Below are 14,212 nucleotides of genomic sequence, written 5' to 3' on the forward strand. Positions count from 1 at the left end.
GTGGGTCAGTTCAGCGCAGGCGGCCCGGCCTCGGCGGTCGTTCCCCATTCGGACGGCTCGGCGCCGACCGTGAACGCGAGCGACCGCGCGTCACGCAGGGCATCCGTCGTCAGATACGTGCGGCCGTACGGGGAGCCGTCGACTCGGGCCGACTGGATGTAGCGGCGGCTGTCGGACGTCCCGGGTGCCGTCACCGTGAGCGAGCCACGCGGGTAGTAGCGGCGGTCGAGCGTGAGGTCGATCCGCTCGAAGACAGGTGTGGACAAACCCCAGGTGTCGTAGCCGGGCTGCACCGGGAAGATACCGATGGACGACAGCACGTTCCAGGCGGACATGGTGCCGAGGTCGTCGTTGCCGGTCATGCCGGTCGGGGTGTCCGTGAAGAGGGTCAACGCGGCGTGCACCACGTCGGTGGTCTTCCACGGCTGGCCGGTCGAGAGGTAGGTGTACGGCGCGATGAGGTCGGGCTCGTTCTGCGGGTTGTACTTGTCCGCGTTGTAGTAGGCGTACGGGCCGTTCACCCACACCTCGCGGGCGGTCTTCGCGGGATCCTTCACGAGCTGCCCGTAGGCGAAGAAGGAGTCCAGCCGGTCGTTGGCCGCCTGCTTGCCGCCGATCAGGTCGACCATTCCCGGCAGGTCCTGCGGCACGAGCCACTGGTACTGCCAGGACGTGCCCTCGTGGAATCCCTCGCTCTTGGCCGGGTCGACCGGCCCGGTGAAGGCACCGGAGGCGTCGCGCGCGCGGAAGAAGCCGGTCGAGGCGTCGAAGATCCTGCGGTAGTTCTGGGCGCGGGCGGCGTAGCGCGCCGCGTCCGCGTCATGGCCGAGATCTCGGGCCATCTCACCGAGCATCGCGTCCGACAGCGCGTACTCCAGAGTCGCGGACGCGCCGTGGTCGTAGTCCGAGTCGCCGGGCTTCGCGTGCGGGCGGTTCTTGATGTACGGCGCGAAGCCGTCGGCGATGTACTCCTTGTTGGCCTCGCGGCCGACGGCCGGCGAGTCGGCGGGCGGCACCCCGTCGGCGTTCTTCTTGAGGGCGCGGTAGGCCCGTTCCTCGTAGCCCTTGAGCAGGCCCTGCTGGTAGGCGTTGGTGAGGAACGGGGTGACCGGGTCGCCGGTCATGATGTTCGTCTCGACCGTGCCGTACCCCCACTTGGGCAGCCAGCCGCTCTCCTCGTCGATCTTGATGACGGAGATCGCCATGTCGCGCGCCTCGCGTGGCGCGAGCAGCGACAGGAGCTGGGACTGGGTGCGGTAGGTGTCCCACAGGGACCAGTTCTGGTAGTACGTGAAGCCGCGAGCACGGTGGATCCTCTGGTCCCAGCCCGTGTAGCGTCCGTCCGCGTCGCTGCCGATGTTGGGCGCGAGGAAGGACCGGTACAGGGAGGAGTAGAACGTGCGGCGGAGTGTGTCGCTCCCGCCCTGGGCGCGGACGTCGTCGAGCCGGTCCTCCCAGGCTCGCCGAGCGGCACGGCGGACCTGGTCGAAGGAACGACCGCCCTCGGCACGGAGGTTCAGGTCAGCGCCGTGTGCGTCTACGTACGAGAGTGCGGTCGTGGCCTCGACGGTCCGGTCCCTGCTGGTGTCGAAGCGGACGTACGCACCGTCCCGTCCGGTCCTCGACCCGTCGGTGACCGTGGAGCCGTCCCAGGTGCCGAACGCGGTGAACGGGCGGTCGAAGCGGGTGATCGTGTAGACGGTGTACGGCTTGGTGTCCTGGCAGAATCCGCTGCCGGTGATCGCGGTGCGCACGGTCCGGTTGTCGAGTACCTCGACCTTGGTGGCGACCGTGCGGTGCAGTGACTGCCCCGCGTTGAGCAGGACGTTGGCCTTGTCGGTGGCGGGGAAGGTGTAACGCTGTACACCGGTGCGGGCGGTCGCGGTCAGCTCGGCGTCGATGCCGGTCTTCAGGCCGACCTTGTAGTAGCCGGGGCTCGCCGTCTCCGCGTCGTGGCTGAACTCGGCCTGATACTTGGCGTAGTCCGTCTCGGTGACGTCACCGGTGGTCGGCAGCACGGGCAGGTCCCCGCCCAAGCCGCAGCCGACGCCGGAGAGATGGACGAGTGAGAAGCCCCGGATGTGGTTCTGGGAGTAGTCGTAGCCGGTGTTGTGCCCGGTGTCCGGTGAGAGCTGCACCATCCCGAAGGGCACGGCCGCGCCGGGATAGGTGTTGCCTTCGTTCTGGGTTCCGATGAAGGGGTTGACGAGATCGGTGAGTTGGCCGTCCTGCGGGGCGGCGGCCTGGGCCGTGGGCGCGGCAAGGGCGGCCCCGAGCAGGGCTGCCGCTGCGACCACCGTGCCTGCACCGCGTATGCGTCGGGTCCAACTTATGGGCGGATGGGTCCATCTCATGGGCGGAAGCGCCTCCCCGAAAGCCAGACAACGTTGTCAGACAGAGCGCGCTCATTCTTTGTGCTGTACGTGTACTCGTCAAGAGTTCGCGTCGACCGGGGAGTTGGGCGTCAGGTTCGGCAGAGGTCATTGCTGCGCCGTCGCGAGTGAGTCACTCTCCCTGCTACAGACGATCAGGACAACGAGGCACTGATCGGGGGAGACGTCGCCCGGCTCCTGGGCCGGTGCCGGACGGTGCTCCGGAGTGGGGTCGGGAGCCGTGCCGTCCGGCGCCGGCCGGTGGGCGTGGGATCAGATGTGCCCGCCTGGCGTCACGGTGAAGGATGCCGGACCGGCCGGCAGGTCCACCGTGTACTGGCGCAGGTAGGTGTCCAGGTACGGTGAGCGGTCTCCCTGGGTGGCCACGTCGTCGGACGGGTCGTCCAGGGAAAGCCTCAGCACGGCGCCCGAGACATTGACGGTCTGACCCGATGGGGTGTCACGCCACGACCCGGTCTGGATCGAGCCGATCTCCACGGCCAGGACATGCCCGGCGGCCAGCGTCCAGTCGGTCGCCTTGAGGTCGACGCTCATCCGCCCCGCCTTCAGCAGGGAGACCTGCTCGTCGAACATCACGGCCTTGCGGTCCGGGCCGACGTCGTAGAGCTTGAGCATGACGTTGCCCTCGCCCCTGGCGGTCAGCGAGATGTTCGGTGTGGCGGTCAGGCGTACGTCCTGGGCGAGCGGTTGCGACCAGACGAAGAAGCTGGAGCCGACCTTACCGGCCTGCTGCCTCTGCGCGATCCCCTTGGCCAGTCCCTTGGGCGCCGGCTGCTCGGTCGCCGGGGCGTTCTCCATGTCCCAGTTGCCCGACGGCTGCACCGCCTTGGGGGCCGGCGTGCCGGCTGCGGCGAGGCCGGCGCGGGCGGAGGCACCGCCGTCGTCGAGGTAACTGCCCCTCCCCAGCGGGAGGGTGACGTGGCGCTCCACCACCGGCCAGGTGCCCTGGGCCCGCCAGTGACCGGTGGAGTCCTCGACGGAGTACGCCGGGTAGTGGACCGAGGGCTGAACTCCCTTGAGGTACTGGTCGTAGAAGGACAGTGTCTCGTCGTACCAGCCTTCGCGGCCCATGGCCAGGCGACCGTCGCTCACCCGGTCGCCACCACGCACGTGGTCCCACTGGCCGACCCAGCCGCGCTCGGGGCCCTTGTGGTTGGTGAGGTACTCCTGCATCTCCTCGGGCTTGGTGTTGTTCTCGATGAAGCCCTGGGTGACGAAGAGCGGCGTGTTGGTGCCCCGAGCCATCTTGGCCAGGTCACGGGAGGTCCAGAACGGGTCGTTCTGGTCGGATATCCGGTAGCCGGCCGAGTTCTCGGTCAGGCACCCGGGGTGGGTGTCCTCGTACCGGGCGTTCGCCTGATAGTGCTCGTCGTCGTCCGACAGCGGGGCCATCGTGGCAATGCCGTTGTAGGCATTCGCGGTTCCGGTCACATTGGGGCGGGGGACGCCGTTGGAGTAGATGTACTGGTACATGTCCCACAGGGGCTCCCCCGCGACGACGGCCCTCAGCGCGGACTGCTTCAGGTCGTTGCCGATGAGGCCGGTGACAGCGTCGTAGGACTTGCCGTACATGCCCACCGCGCCGGTCGACCATGGCTGGCTCGCGGCCCAGTTGATCGCGGCCTTCACGTCGGCCTGTTCACCGGGACCGCCCCAGTCGAGGCAGCCGGTCGAGCCGCCGAAGCCGCGCAGGTCGACCATGAGGAACGCGTAGCCGTGGGCGAAGAGGTCGCTGCCCTCGATGAAGTCCTGGAAGCGATTCGAGGGACCGGTGTGGGTCCAGCCTTCGGGGTTCGTCTGGCCCGCGTGCCCGAAATACGGGCCGATGGAGAGGATGACCGGCACCTTCTGCGTGGCGGGTACGCCTTCGGGCATCAGCAGGTCGCCGTGCAGTTCGGCACCGGAGCCGTCCGAGGACGGGAAGTAGTGCTGGGTCCAGACCGAGCCCTTTGGGACACGGTCGTTCTGCTCGTGCGTGATGCCGTCGGTCGCGGTGGCGACGGGCGTGGTCGGGGTCTGAGCGGAAGCGGCGGCCGGTGACGCGCCGACGGGGCCGGCGAGTGCGCCGGTCAGCGCCAGAGTGGTGACGAGTGCCGAGGCGGCCCAGCCGGGCGCGCGACGTCTGTTCACATGCTCTCCCGAGTCGTCGGAACGGAGCGGAACGGCGTTTCCGGTCGAGCGGCAGCACCCTGCCCGCCATCGCGGCGACGACGGACGGTCGCACGCATGTCAGGAACGGGGTCATGTGTGCGAACCCTGGCCGGAACCGATGGCGAGCGAGCCTAAGGTCAGCACCGAAACGCGTCAATGGTGCTGTGTATCAGTCGCGTTACTGATGGGACGGGGCCAAGTCGGTTTCCGCCAGGGGAGGTTGCAGAAAACGACAGTGGAAGACGTCTGCTGCATCCCAGCGGACGGGGCTGGTTCGCCATGTCGGCCGGGGCTTCGCCGGCCCGCCGCCACGACCCTGAAGGGGGCAGCTGGGAACGCCCTGGCCGCCTGTCGGCCCGACCGCAGGATGCACCGTGGAGGGAGGACAAGATGGACGACGCCGCGCATGACCTGTGGCCCCGGGAGATCTTGAACGCCGCGCGGTCCACATGCGGCGTGGGCTGCTCGAGCGACCTGACGCCGCAGGCGGCGGGCGACACCGTGTCGCCCGCCGCCTGCGGCGTCAGGGATTCAGATTCGGATGTTCGGGGAGTGGCGTGCCGTCAGCTGGTCGCGCTGCCCGCGACCCACTCGCTCCACGGCATGTTCCAGTCGCTGAGGCCGTTGTCCGGGGCCGGCATGGTCTTGTCTGCGGAGTTCTTGACGATGACGACGTCACCGGTCATCGAGTTGTCGAAGAACCACGCGGCGGGCTGCTTGCCGTCACCGCCGCCCTTGACGTCCTTCATGCCCACGCAGCCGTGGCTGGTGTTGACCTTTCCGAAGACCCGGTCGGCACCCCAGTAGTTGCCGTGGATGAAGGTGCCCGAGTCGGTCAGGCGCATGGCGTGCGGTACGGCCTTGATGTCGTAGGCGGGCTTGCCGTCCTTGTTCGTGAGACCGACGGTCGCACCGTTCATGTGGATCTGCCTGAACTTCTCAGAGATGACCATCTGGCCGTTGTACGTCGGGTGCTCGGTGCTGCCGGACGAGACGGGGATGGTCCTGATCGTCTTGCCGTCCCGTACGACGGTCATCAGCTTCGTCTTGGCGTCGACCGTGCTGATCTGGCTCCGGCCGATCTTGAACGTGACCGTCTTCTGGATGCCGTTGAGGTTGAGCGTGACGGTGACGGTGGAGCCGGGCTTCCAGTAGTTCTGGGGGCGGAAGTCCAGGCGGTCGCCGTTGAACCAGTGGCCGACGACCTTCTGGCCGCTGCTGGAGCTGACCTGGATCTTCGACTCCACGGCGGCCTTGTTGCTGACCGCCTTGTCGAAGTTGACCGTCACCGGCATGCCCACGCCGACGGTCGAGCCGTCCTCGGGGGAGAGGTGCCCGATGAAGTCGTTCGCCGGGGAGACCGTGGTGATCGTGGCGTTTCCGGTGGCGGAGCGGCCCTTGGCGTCGTCGGCCTCCGCGGCGACCTGATACTTGGTGGCCCGCTCCAGCCGGCCGTTCGGCTTCCAGGACGTGCCGTCGACGGACAGGGTGCCCGGAACCTCGGCACCGGTCGCGACGGCGGTCATGGTCACCTTGGTGAGCTTGCCGTTGCTGACGGTGACCTTGACGGGGTCGTTGATCCCGACGCCGTAGGCACCTTGCCCGGGCGTGATCTTTATTCGGGCGTCGGAAGCCTCCTGGGCGGCCGCCTGATCCGCTCGCGCCTGCGATTGCGGGTGCTTCCCGCCATCGTTACCGCTGGTAGCAGCGTTGCTAGTACCGCCGAGGGCCGTGAGTGAGAGCGCACCGGCGAGTACGCCGACCGCAGCCACCAGCCGGGTGCGTCCTTTACGTGCCGTGATCAAACGCTTCTCCGTATCACTGGTCGTCGGGGATCCCTGGAGCTGGATGTCGAGGGAGTGCAGCTAGCTATGAAACTAGTTATATGGGTCCATCTGTCCTTAAATGAGGAAACTGTGGTGAAGGCCACGCGCTGTCGAGCGCGTCGCTGAGACCCTGCTCGGCTGAGGGATGGCGTTTGGCTGGGGGTGTTGTCCAGACCGGTGCGCCTCTGCCGGTGGGCGAGGCGTTTTGCCGCGGCCCTTGTCGGTCCGCTCATCGTCGTGTCCGGGCGGTTGGCGTGGCGGGCTTTGGTTTCCGGCGCGGCGTTCATGTGGCTGATCGGATCGTGCCTCCGTCGACACGGATGGTGGCGCCGCTGATGGAGGCGGCGCAGGGGCCGGCGAGATCGGCGACGGCTGCGCCGATTTCGACCGGGTGGCCGGATCGGTCAATGTGGTTGGGTGCGAAATCGTCGGCGTCGTTGTGTTCGATCTCCTCCCGGGTTTGGCCACGACGTGACGCCCGTGCCCTTCGGCTCCCGCGCGAGGGAGACGGCGAGAATTGTGCCGGGCGGCTACCGAACTCGAATTCGCGATGTCGGTCAGCCATCCGTGCGTGACGCCGATCGATGGTTGGCCATCTGGGTCCGTAGTTGGCCATCGCCCCGTTTCTACTGCCCATGACAGGCAAGTGTCTGTAGGAGGCTCGGCCGTTCGTCCAGGTTCGGTGACCCGCATCACATCCGGCTCCTGCCGGCAATCGGGGCGCCGTCTCGTTCAAGGGGCACGCGAAGGAGACAGGAGCACCGTCATGAAGCACCGCATCGTCGTACTCGGCGCTGGATACGCCGGGCCTTCACCGCCGGAAACCTGGCCCGTCGGCTCTCCCCTGCCGACACCGAGATCACCGTCGTCAACGCCGTGCCCGACTTCGTTGAGCGGATGCGGCTCCACCAGCTCGCGGCCTGCCAGGATCTCGCGTTCCGCAAGCTCACCGACGTATTCGCGGGCACCGGCGTGCGGCTGAGTCTGGCGCGCGTCACCGGCGTCGACCTCGAGCGCAGGACCGTCGCCGTGACCGGCACCCCGGCTTCGGTCGAGGCGGGCAGGACCGCGCAGCTCTCGGGCAGCATCGTGCAGCCGCAGGGCGTGGGGACGGGCACCCGTGTGGTGCCGCCGCGGTACCCGATGTCGGTCCACTGGAGCGGCTCGTCCAGATTGGCGATCGGCAGCGGAAAGCACGCCATCGACCAGGCCCGCGGCGAGGGCAAGGTCGCGATCCTCGACTCGCAGACCCGGACGCTCACCGCCCTGCGCAGTGGCTCGGTGACCGTGTCGGTGACGACCGACTCGATGCGCGCCCACACCGACGACAGCTCGCTCGCGCCGATCACGACCTCGAAGACCATCGAGATCCTGCCGGCCGCCTCCGAGTGAGCCTGATCCCCAGGGCACGCAGCCGTCGCGGATCGGCTCCTGAGCGGTCCGGTCAGGCCGCTGTGCGGCCGTGGCGCGCCTCGGCTTCGGATTCCGCGTCGCAGTCGGCTGCTGGACTCGTTTTGAGGGGGCGTCAGTCGTCACCGTCGACTTCCGGTGCCGGTTCCGTGCTGTGCCGATGAGGGCGGCGGCGACGATACGACGGAGGTTGGCCGGGGGGAGGGGGAGGGGAAGCGGTTGTTTGCTCGGGTGCCATGTGTGCCACTTCCTCGTTCTCGGCCGCCGCGCCGCCCGGATCCTGCTGGACCGCATCGACGGCGCCGAACCTGGGCGTCGTCAACGCCTCTGGTGGCACCGCCTGTCCAGTTTTGCGAGAGTTTGGTTCAGACCATTGACGACTGGGGTCGACCAGTGGGACGTTGCCGGGCGCTTGAGTTCGTCCGGCCCCACACGGCGAAGCAGGAGACATCGAGATGACCGTGGTCCCGTCGCCCCTCACGAGACGCCTGAGCGCCGCCCTCACGGTGGTGCTTCTGCTGGTCCTCGCCCCGTCCCTGTTGGTGCTGCGCGCCGCACCGTCCGCGCAGGCCCTCGACAACGGCCTGGCCAGGACGCCCCCGATGGGCTGGAACGACTGGAACTCCTTCGGCTGCAACGTCACGGAGCAACTGGTCGAGCAGACCGCCGACTATCTCGTCTCCTCCGGTCTGAAGGACGCCGGGTACCAGTACGTCAACATCGACGACTGCTGGATGAGTTCGGCCCGCAACTCGGCGGGCCAACTGGTGCCGGATCCGGCCAAGTTCCCCGACGGCATCAGCGGCACCGCCGCCTACGTCCACGGCAAGGGTCTCAAGCTCGGCATCTACGAGAGTGCGGGCACCGCCACCTGCCAGGGCTACCCCGGAAGCCTCGGCCACGAGCAGACGGACGCCAACAGCTTCGCCGCCTGGGGCGTGGACTACCTCAAGTACGACAACTGCAACCACCAGAACGTGCCCGACCAGCAGCGCTACACCGCGATGCGGGACGCTCTGGCGGCCACCGGCCGCCCGATCGTCTACAGCCTGTGCAACTGGGGCCTGGCCGACGTGTGGACCTGGGGTGCGGGGGTCGGCAACAGTTGGCGCACCACCGATGACATCAACGTCAACTTCTCCACCGTGGTGTCGATCTACAAGGCCAACGTCAAACTCGCCCCGTACGCCAAGTCCGGCGCCTGGAACGACCCCGACATGCTCGAAGTCGGCAACGGCATGTCGTTCACCGAGGACCGTTCGCACTTCAGCCTCTGGTCGGAGATGGCCGCGCCGCTGATCGCCGGCACCGACCTGCGCAAGGCCTCCGCCGCCACCCTCTCCCTCTACGGCAACAAGGACGTCATCGCCGTTGACCAGGACTCCCTGGGCAAGCAGGGCACCGAGGTGTCCTCCTCCGGCGGCCTCCACGTCCTGACCAAACCGCTGGCGAACGGCGACGTGTCGGTGGTGCTCTTCAACGAGAACTCCTCCGCCGCCACCATCACCACCTCCGCCACCGCGGTCGGCCTCCCCGCGGCGTCCTCGTACCGGCTCGACAACCTCTGGTCCCACGTCGTCAGCAGCACCACCGGAAGCATCTCGGCCCGCGTTCCCGGCCACGGCTCGGTGATGTACCGGGTTTCCGCGGGCAGCGGCACCAGCGTCGGGAGCACCCACCGGCTGGTCGGCGCATCCTCCAACCGCTGCCTGGACGCCTACGACAACCAGACCGCCCCCGGCACCAAGATCGAGATCTGGGACTGCGGCTCAGGCGCCAACCAGGCCGTGACCATCACCGCCGCCGGTGAACTCCGGCTCTACGGCGGTACCCAGTGCCTGGACGCCTACGGCAACGGCACCGCCTCCGGGACCAAGGTGCAGCTCTACACCTGCAACGGCGGCGCCAACCAGAAGTGGGGCCTCAACCCCGACGGCACCATCACCGGCACCCAGTCGGGCCTCTGCCTCGATGTCACGGGCGGCGACCAGGCCTCCGGCAACGTCAACGGCACCGCGCTCGAACTGTGGACCTGCAACGGCGGCGCCAACCAGCAGTGGCGCCTGGGCTGACCAGCTCCGCTCTGGTCAACGACGGCGTCAACCGTCCGCCGGCCCGGGCGGCCCTTCACCCATCTCCACGCCGGGTGCTGCCGGACGAGGTCCGCACCGGCAGCCAGCGTGTTCAGGCCGGGTGGCGCCGCCGGACGACCCCTGCCTCCTTGGCGAGGTCGCCGGTGCCGCCCAGGACGATCACCTGGAAGGCCGCGCCGACGAAGATGGTCACGAAACGGGAGATCTTGCGGGTGCTGCTCATGTGCGGAACCTGCCTGACCGGGTTTGTGGGCCGCTGTTCTTCTTCGAGCGCGTTCTCGGACATCACCAGCTGATGGCGTCGTCCATCGACTGCTGCCAGTACGTGACCTTGAGCGAGTCGTCGACGTAGACGCCCTTCGCGGGCAGGGACGGACGGGCGGCCGCGCCGACGCTTCCGCTGAGGGAGGGGCCGTAGAAGTAGACGGTCAGGGACTTCGCGGTATAGCCGTTCGAGCCGCTGCCGTCGGCGGCGGACAGGTTCACGGAGGCGTAGCCGGACTGGCCCGGCTTGAGCGTGACCACCGCCTGCGGCTGGGAGTCGTCGATGACCGGGGGCACGGCCTGGGCCTTGCCGAAGCTGACGGCCGGGTAGCCGTGGAGGAAGCAGCTCTTGCTGCCGGTGTTGGTCACCGTGAGCAGCATGTGGTTCACGGGGCGGGTCAGCGGGGCCGCGACCGTCTTGGTGTTCGACCCCTCGCAGGTGACCGGCTTGCCGGAGGAGACGACGGGTGTCTTCGCGGCGGGGGTGTGCGTGGCGGTCCTCGAACCGGCGGGGACCGGCTTGGCGTCCGAGTCCGAGGAGGAGGCGTTGGCGCCGGCGCCAACGCCGGCGTCGGAAGAGGGGGACGTGGTCGCGGAAGCGGTGGAGTTGTGGAAGGTGCTGGAGGTGTTCGCCGCGGCGCCGTGGTCCTTGGTGCCTGTTCCGTCGTTGCACGCGGTCAGGGAGAGCGCCGCGAGTACGACGGTCGCGGCGGCGGCGACGAGGCGGGTGCGGGAGGTGCGGATGTCGGACATGTGACTGATCCCCTTCGGTCTTGGGGCGGGGTGGTGATTGGATGACCGAAGCTTGTGAGGTGATCCGTCCCATCCGCCACGCCTGGCGGGCAGTTGGGGACACTGGAACGGCGAAATGGGCTCTGACCAGGGAGAAAGCACTGGCCTTGGTACGCGCGACTGGGACACGGGGCATGGAGGAACGGGTGTCGGAGGCAACAGGGGCCGAGGAGACGGAGGCCTTCGCACGGCAGTTGCGCGAGCTCAAGGACCGCTCGGGACTGAGCTACGGGGCGTTGGCCAAGCGGCTGCACATGAGTACGTCGACGCTGCACCGCTACTGCAACGGCACCGCGGTGCCGAACGACTACGCACCCGTGGAGCGCCTCGCGAGGCTGTGCCGGGCCACGCCGCAGGAGCTGGTGGAACTGCACCGACGTTGGATCCTGGCGGACGCGGCACGGGGGCGCAGGGGGGACCAGGCGGCCGCGCCGACGGGTTCGACCCAGGGGCCCGGTCCGGCCGGTGCGACTGCTGTGGCCGACGCGCCGGCATCGAACGAAGGGGACGGTGACGGCGACGGCGGCGCGGTTGTCGTGGCCGCAGCCCGCCCCCGCGGGCCGTCACGTCCGCGCCCTGGTCGTCGTTCCGTGCTGGTCGCCTCCGCCGCGGTGGCCGTGGTGCTGGGAACCGTGGCGCTCGCCATACGTCTGCCGGCCGGCGGGGACGACACGGGGGGCCGCCAGGAGGCCGGCGCCGCAGCATCGATCACCGGCACGGCGGACCCCGGGAAGCCGTCCGCCACCCCGACCCCGAGCGGAAAGAGAATCAAGCCGTCCGCATCCACAGCGGCCGACCCCTCGAAGGACGACGGCAAGCAGAAGACGGCGGAGCCCACCGCCCCCACCGCCGTCACCACCACTGTGCCGCTCACCGTCGGCACCCGCCCCTACGTCTACGACAACCCGTGCAGCCAGCACTTCCTCGTCGACAGCGAACCCGAGCAGGTCGGCCCGCCGGCGAACGAGCAGGACGCCCCGCGCTGGGCCGCCGCGTACGGGGCGGTGTCCTCGGGCGAACAGCGGGTCGCCCTCACCGTCCAGGGCACCGGCGAGGAGACGGTCGTCCTGGAGGCATTGCACATACGTGTCCTCGCCAAGGGCGCGCCGCTCGCCTGGAACGACTACTCGATGGGTGTCGGCTGCGGCGGCGGCGTCGACACCAAGTCGTTCGACGTCGATCTCGACAACGGCAGTCCCACCGTCACCGTCAAGAACGGCCAGCGCGACTTCCCGTACAAGGTCAGCGAGTCCGACCCGGAGGTCTTCTACGTCACCGCCCACAGCAAGGCGCACGACGTCCGCTGGGACCTCACCCTGGACTGGTCCAGCGGCAGCCGCCGCGGCACCGTCCGCATCGACAACAACGGCACCGCGTTCCGCACCAGCGCCGACACGGCCCGCCCGGGCTACGACTACCCACTGGGCGGCGGCGAGTGGATCAAACGGGAGAGCTGACAGGGTCCGGGCGGCCCGCGCCGAAGACGGCCCGAGGCCACGGCGAGGCCGTGCTGGTCGCCGCCGCGGACGAGCGGATGATGACTTGCCCTTGCGCGTGGACGTCGCCGTTTTTGATCCAGAGGGCGACGGCACCGACGTCAGGGAAGCGGCGAGGTCTGCTCCACAGGTCGGAGCGGAAGGCCGCTTCATGCTGAAGGTCCAGGTCAAAGAGGGTGGCCGGCATCGCCATGGACGACAGCCAGTCCGTGGTGGGCCGCGGTGGCGACGATGACGAGGTCCACCGCCGAGGCGTTGCGACGCTCTCCGGACCGGGCCATGTGTGGCGGGCCGGCCGGACGCCATGCAGACGTCTGTACGGACGGCCCCGACCGTCGGCTTCGACAGCGCACGGGATCCGCCACATCGCTGACGGATCCCGTAGCACTGCCGCGTGTCACGCCCAGCAGCCGTTGACGGTCGCGGCGAGTCCGTCCAAGGCGTCCTTGATGTCGCCCGGGTTGGCGGTGGAACCGTTCTCGACGAAGGAGAAGATCTTCCAGCGCCCGTCCTGCGCCTTCGTCATGCCGCTCAAAGCGATGGCGCCGGTGAGGGTGCCGGTCTTGGCCATGACCTTTCCGACGGCACACTGGGAGTCCGGGGTGTCGAACCGGCCCCACTCGGGCCCGAGGGTGGCTCCCGCCTCGCCCGCCACGGGCAGGCCGTCCACGATGGACTTCAGGGTCTGGCGGTAGCGGGGGTCGATGGTCAGATCGAGGATATCGGCAAGGGTCTGGGCCGGGATCCGAGTGGAGCGGGAGAGGCCGCTGCCGTCGTACATCTCGAAGTTGTCCAACGACACGCCGTACGTGTGGCTGAGTACCTTCCGTACCACCGCCGTTCCGTCCTCGAACGTGGCCGGGCGGTCGGCGCCGAGCGCGGTCATCCGTAGCAGCGTTTCGGCGATGTTGTTGTCGCTCACCTTGAGCATGTGCTTCACGATCGCGGACAGCTTGTCGGACTGGTGCTGAGCCACGGGGACGTCTCCGTCCCCGGCCACACCGCGGGTGACATCACCGGTGACCGTGACACCCCGGTCGGCGAGGAGCTTGGCGAAGGCCTGCCCCGCGTCCAGGGAGGTGTCCGTGACGGCGTGTCCGTCCACCACCAGGGCCCGGACCGGCGCGACCTCGGTCGGGTAGTAGCCGGTGTTCCAGCCGTTGGCGAGTGTCGGCTCGGGGAAGAGGCTGTCGTCGACGCGGACCTTCACCGAGGTGAGGCCGGCGTTCTTCAGACCCGCGGCCGCGGTCTTGGCCAGGGCGTCGAGGTCCTCGGTGGACAGCGTGCGGTCGCCCCCGCCGACGAGGGTGAGCGTGCCGTCGCCGTAGACGACCTTGGTGGTGAACCGATGGCCAGGGCCGAGCACGGTCAACGCGGCGGTGGACGTGGCGAGTTTGGTGTTGGACGCGGGCATGAGCGCGGTGGTCGCGTCGTGGCCCCAGACCACCTTGTCGGACTTGGCGTCGACCACGACACCGCTGAGCGTGCTGCCGAGCCGTGCGTCCTGGCTACGGGTGTTGAGATTGTCCGCGATCTTCTGCTCGGCGGCATCGAGCGCGGTGACGGTCGTCCTGGAGACGGCCTTGTCGGCGGCGAAGGCCGACGGAGCGGCCAGGATGGACCCCGCGATGGGGCCGGCCGCCACGACCACGAGTGCTCGGCGGACCGCCGGGCTCATCGCTCTGGGCTTGCGGTGACGGCCACCGACAGCGGCGGCAGGCATGAATCTGGGCACAGTTGAGCCTCAAGAGTGGGTTCGAGAACTGACGAGCCAAAAGATATTGAAA

Annotated in this window: 8 protein-coding genes and 1 pseudogene; 3 read left to right on the forward strand and 6 right to left on the reverse strand. The window is 68.7% G+C overall.

The features are described from left to right. Positions 1-5: 5 nt before the first annotated feature. The 3 genes from ABTY98_RS23490 to ABTY98_RS23500 form a co-directional block, all read right to left on the reverse strand. Positions 6-2,333: a GH92 family glycosyl hydrolase gene (locus tag ABTY98_RS23490; protein ID WP_352222940.1), complete on the reverse strand. Its 2,328-nt coding sequence runs from the start codon at positions 2,331-2,333 to the stop codon at positions 6-8. Positions 2,334-2,645: 312 nt separating this feature from the next. Then, positions 2,646-4,523, reverse strand: coding sequence for a CocE/NonD family hydrolase (locus tag ABTY98_RS23495; RefSeq protein WP_352222899.1), 1,878 nt, complete (start codon positions 4,521-4,523; stop codon positions 2,646-2,648). Between the two features lie 584 nt (positions 4,524-5,107). Next, a complete protein-coding gene (locus ABTY98_RS23500; RefSeq protein WP_502994327.1) occupies positions 5,108-6,346 on the reverse strand; it encodes a L,D-transpeptidase in 1,239 nt (412 codons plus the stop codon). A 790-nt stretch (positions 6,347-7,136) separates the two neighbouring features. Here ABTY98_RS23500 and ABTY98_RS23505 point away from each other — a divergent pair. Further along, a pseudogene (locus ABTY98_RS23505) lies at positions 7,137-7,477 on the forward strand (oxidoreductase); the annotation flags it as partial. 758 nt (positions 7,478-8,235) lie between these two features. Further along, positions 8,236-9,852, forward strand: coding sequence for a glycoside hydrolase family 27 protein (locus ABTY98_RS23510; RefSeq protein ID WP_352222901.1), 1,617 nt, complete (start codon positions 8,236-8,238; stop codon positions 9,850-9,852). Between the two features lie 112 nt (positions 9,853-9,964). Here ABTY98_RS23510 and ABTY98_RS23515 read toward each other — a convergent pair whose 3' ends face one another. Together ABTY98_RS23515 and ABTY98_RS23520 are read right to left on the reverse strand one after the other, a co-directional pair. Continuing rightward, a complete protein-coding gene (locus ABTY98_RS23515; RefSeq protein ID WP_352222902.1) occupies positions 9,965-10,096 on the reverse strand; it encodes a hypothetical protein in 132 nt (43 codons plus the stop codon). A 62-nt stretch (positions 10,097-10,158) separates the two neighbouring features. Further along, positions 10,159-10,890 carry a DUF4232 domain-containing protein gene (locus ABTY98_RS23520; protein WP_352222903.1) on the reverse strand — a complete coding sequence of 244 codons (732 nt, stop codon included), beginning with the start codon at positions 10,888-10,890 and terminating at the stop codon, positions 10,159-10,161. Between the two features lie 185 nt (positions 10,891-11,075). Between ABTY98_RS23520 and ABTY98_RS23525 the strand changes: the two genes are divergently transcribed. Next, positions 11,076-12,386 carry a helix-turn-helix domain-containing protein gene (locus ABTY98_RS23525; protein WP_352222904.1) on the forward strand — a complete coding sequence of 437 codons (1,311 nt, stop codon included), beginning with the start codon at positions 11,076-11,078 and terminating at the stop codon, positions 12,384-12,386. A 436-nt stretch (positions 12,387-12,822) separates the two neighbouring features. On the opposite strand, the gene dacB is transcribed toward ABTY98_RS23525, so the two are convergent. Beyond that, a complete protein-coding gene (gene dacB, locus ABTY98_RS23530) occupies positions 12,823-14,148 on the reverse strand; it encodes a D-alanyl-D-alanine carboxypeptidase/D-alanyl-D-alanine endopeptidase (protein WP_352222905.1) in 1,326 nt (441 codons plus the stop codon). Positions 14,149-14,212: the final 64 nt, after the last annotated feature.

Source organism: Streptomyces sp. NPDC096040, from assembly GCF_040303265.1.
GTDB lineage: Bacteria > Actinomycetota > Actinomycetes > Streptomycetales > Streptomycetaceae > Streptomyces.

Excerpts from the sequence above, each read along its gene's own strand:
- ABTY98_RS23510 (WP_352222901.1), top strand. The coding sequence starts at position 8,236 with ATGACCGTGGTCCCGTCGCCCCTCACGAGACGCCTGAGCGCCGCCCTC.
- ABTY98_RS23515 (WP_352222902.1), bottom strand. The coding sequence starts at position 10,096 with ATGAGCAGCACCCGCAAGATCTCCCGTTTCGTGACCATCTTCGTCGGC.
- ABTY98_RS23520 (WP_352222903.1), bottom strand. The coding sequence starts at position 10,890 with ATGTCCGACATCCGCACCTCCCGCACCCGCCTCGTCGCCGCCGCCGCG.
- dacB (WP_352222905.1), bottom strand. The coding sequence starts at position 14,148 with ATGCCTGCCGCCGCTGTCGGTGGCCGTCACCGCAAGCCCAGAGCGATG.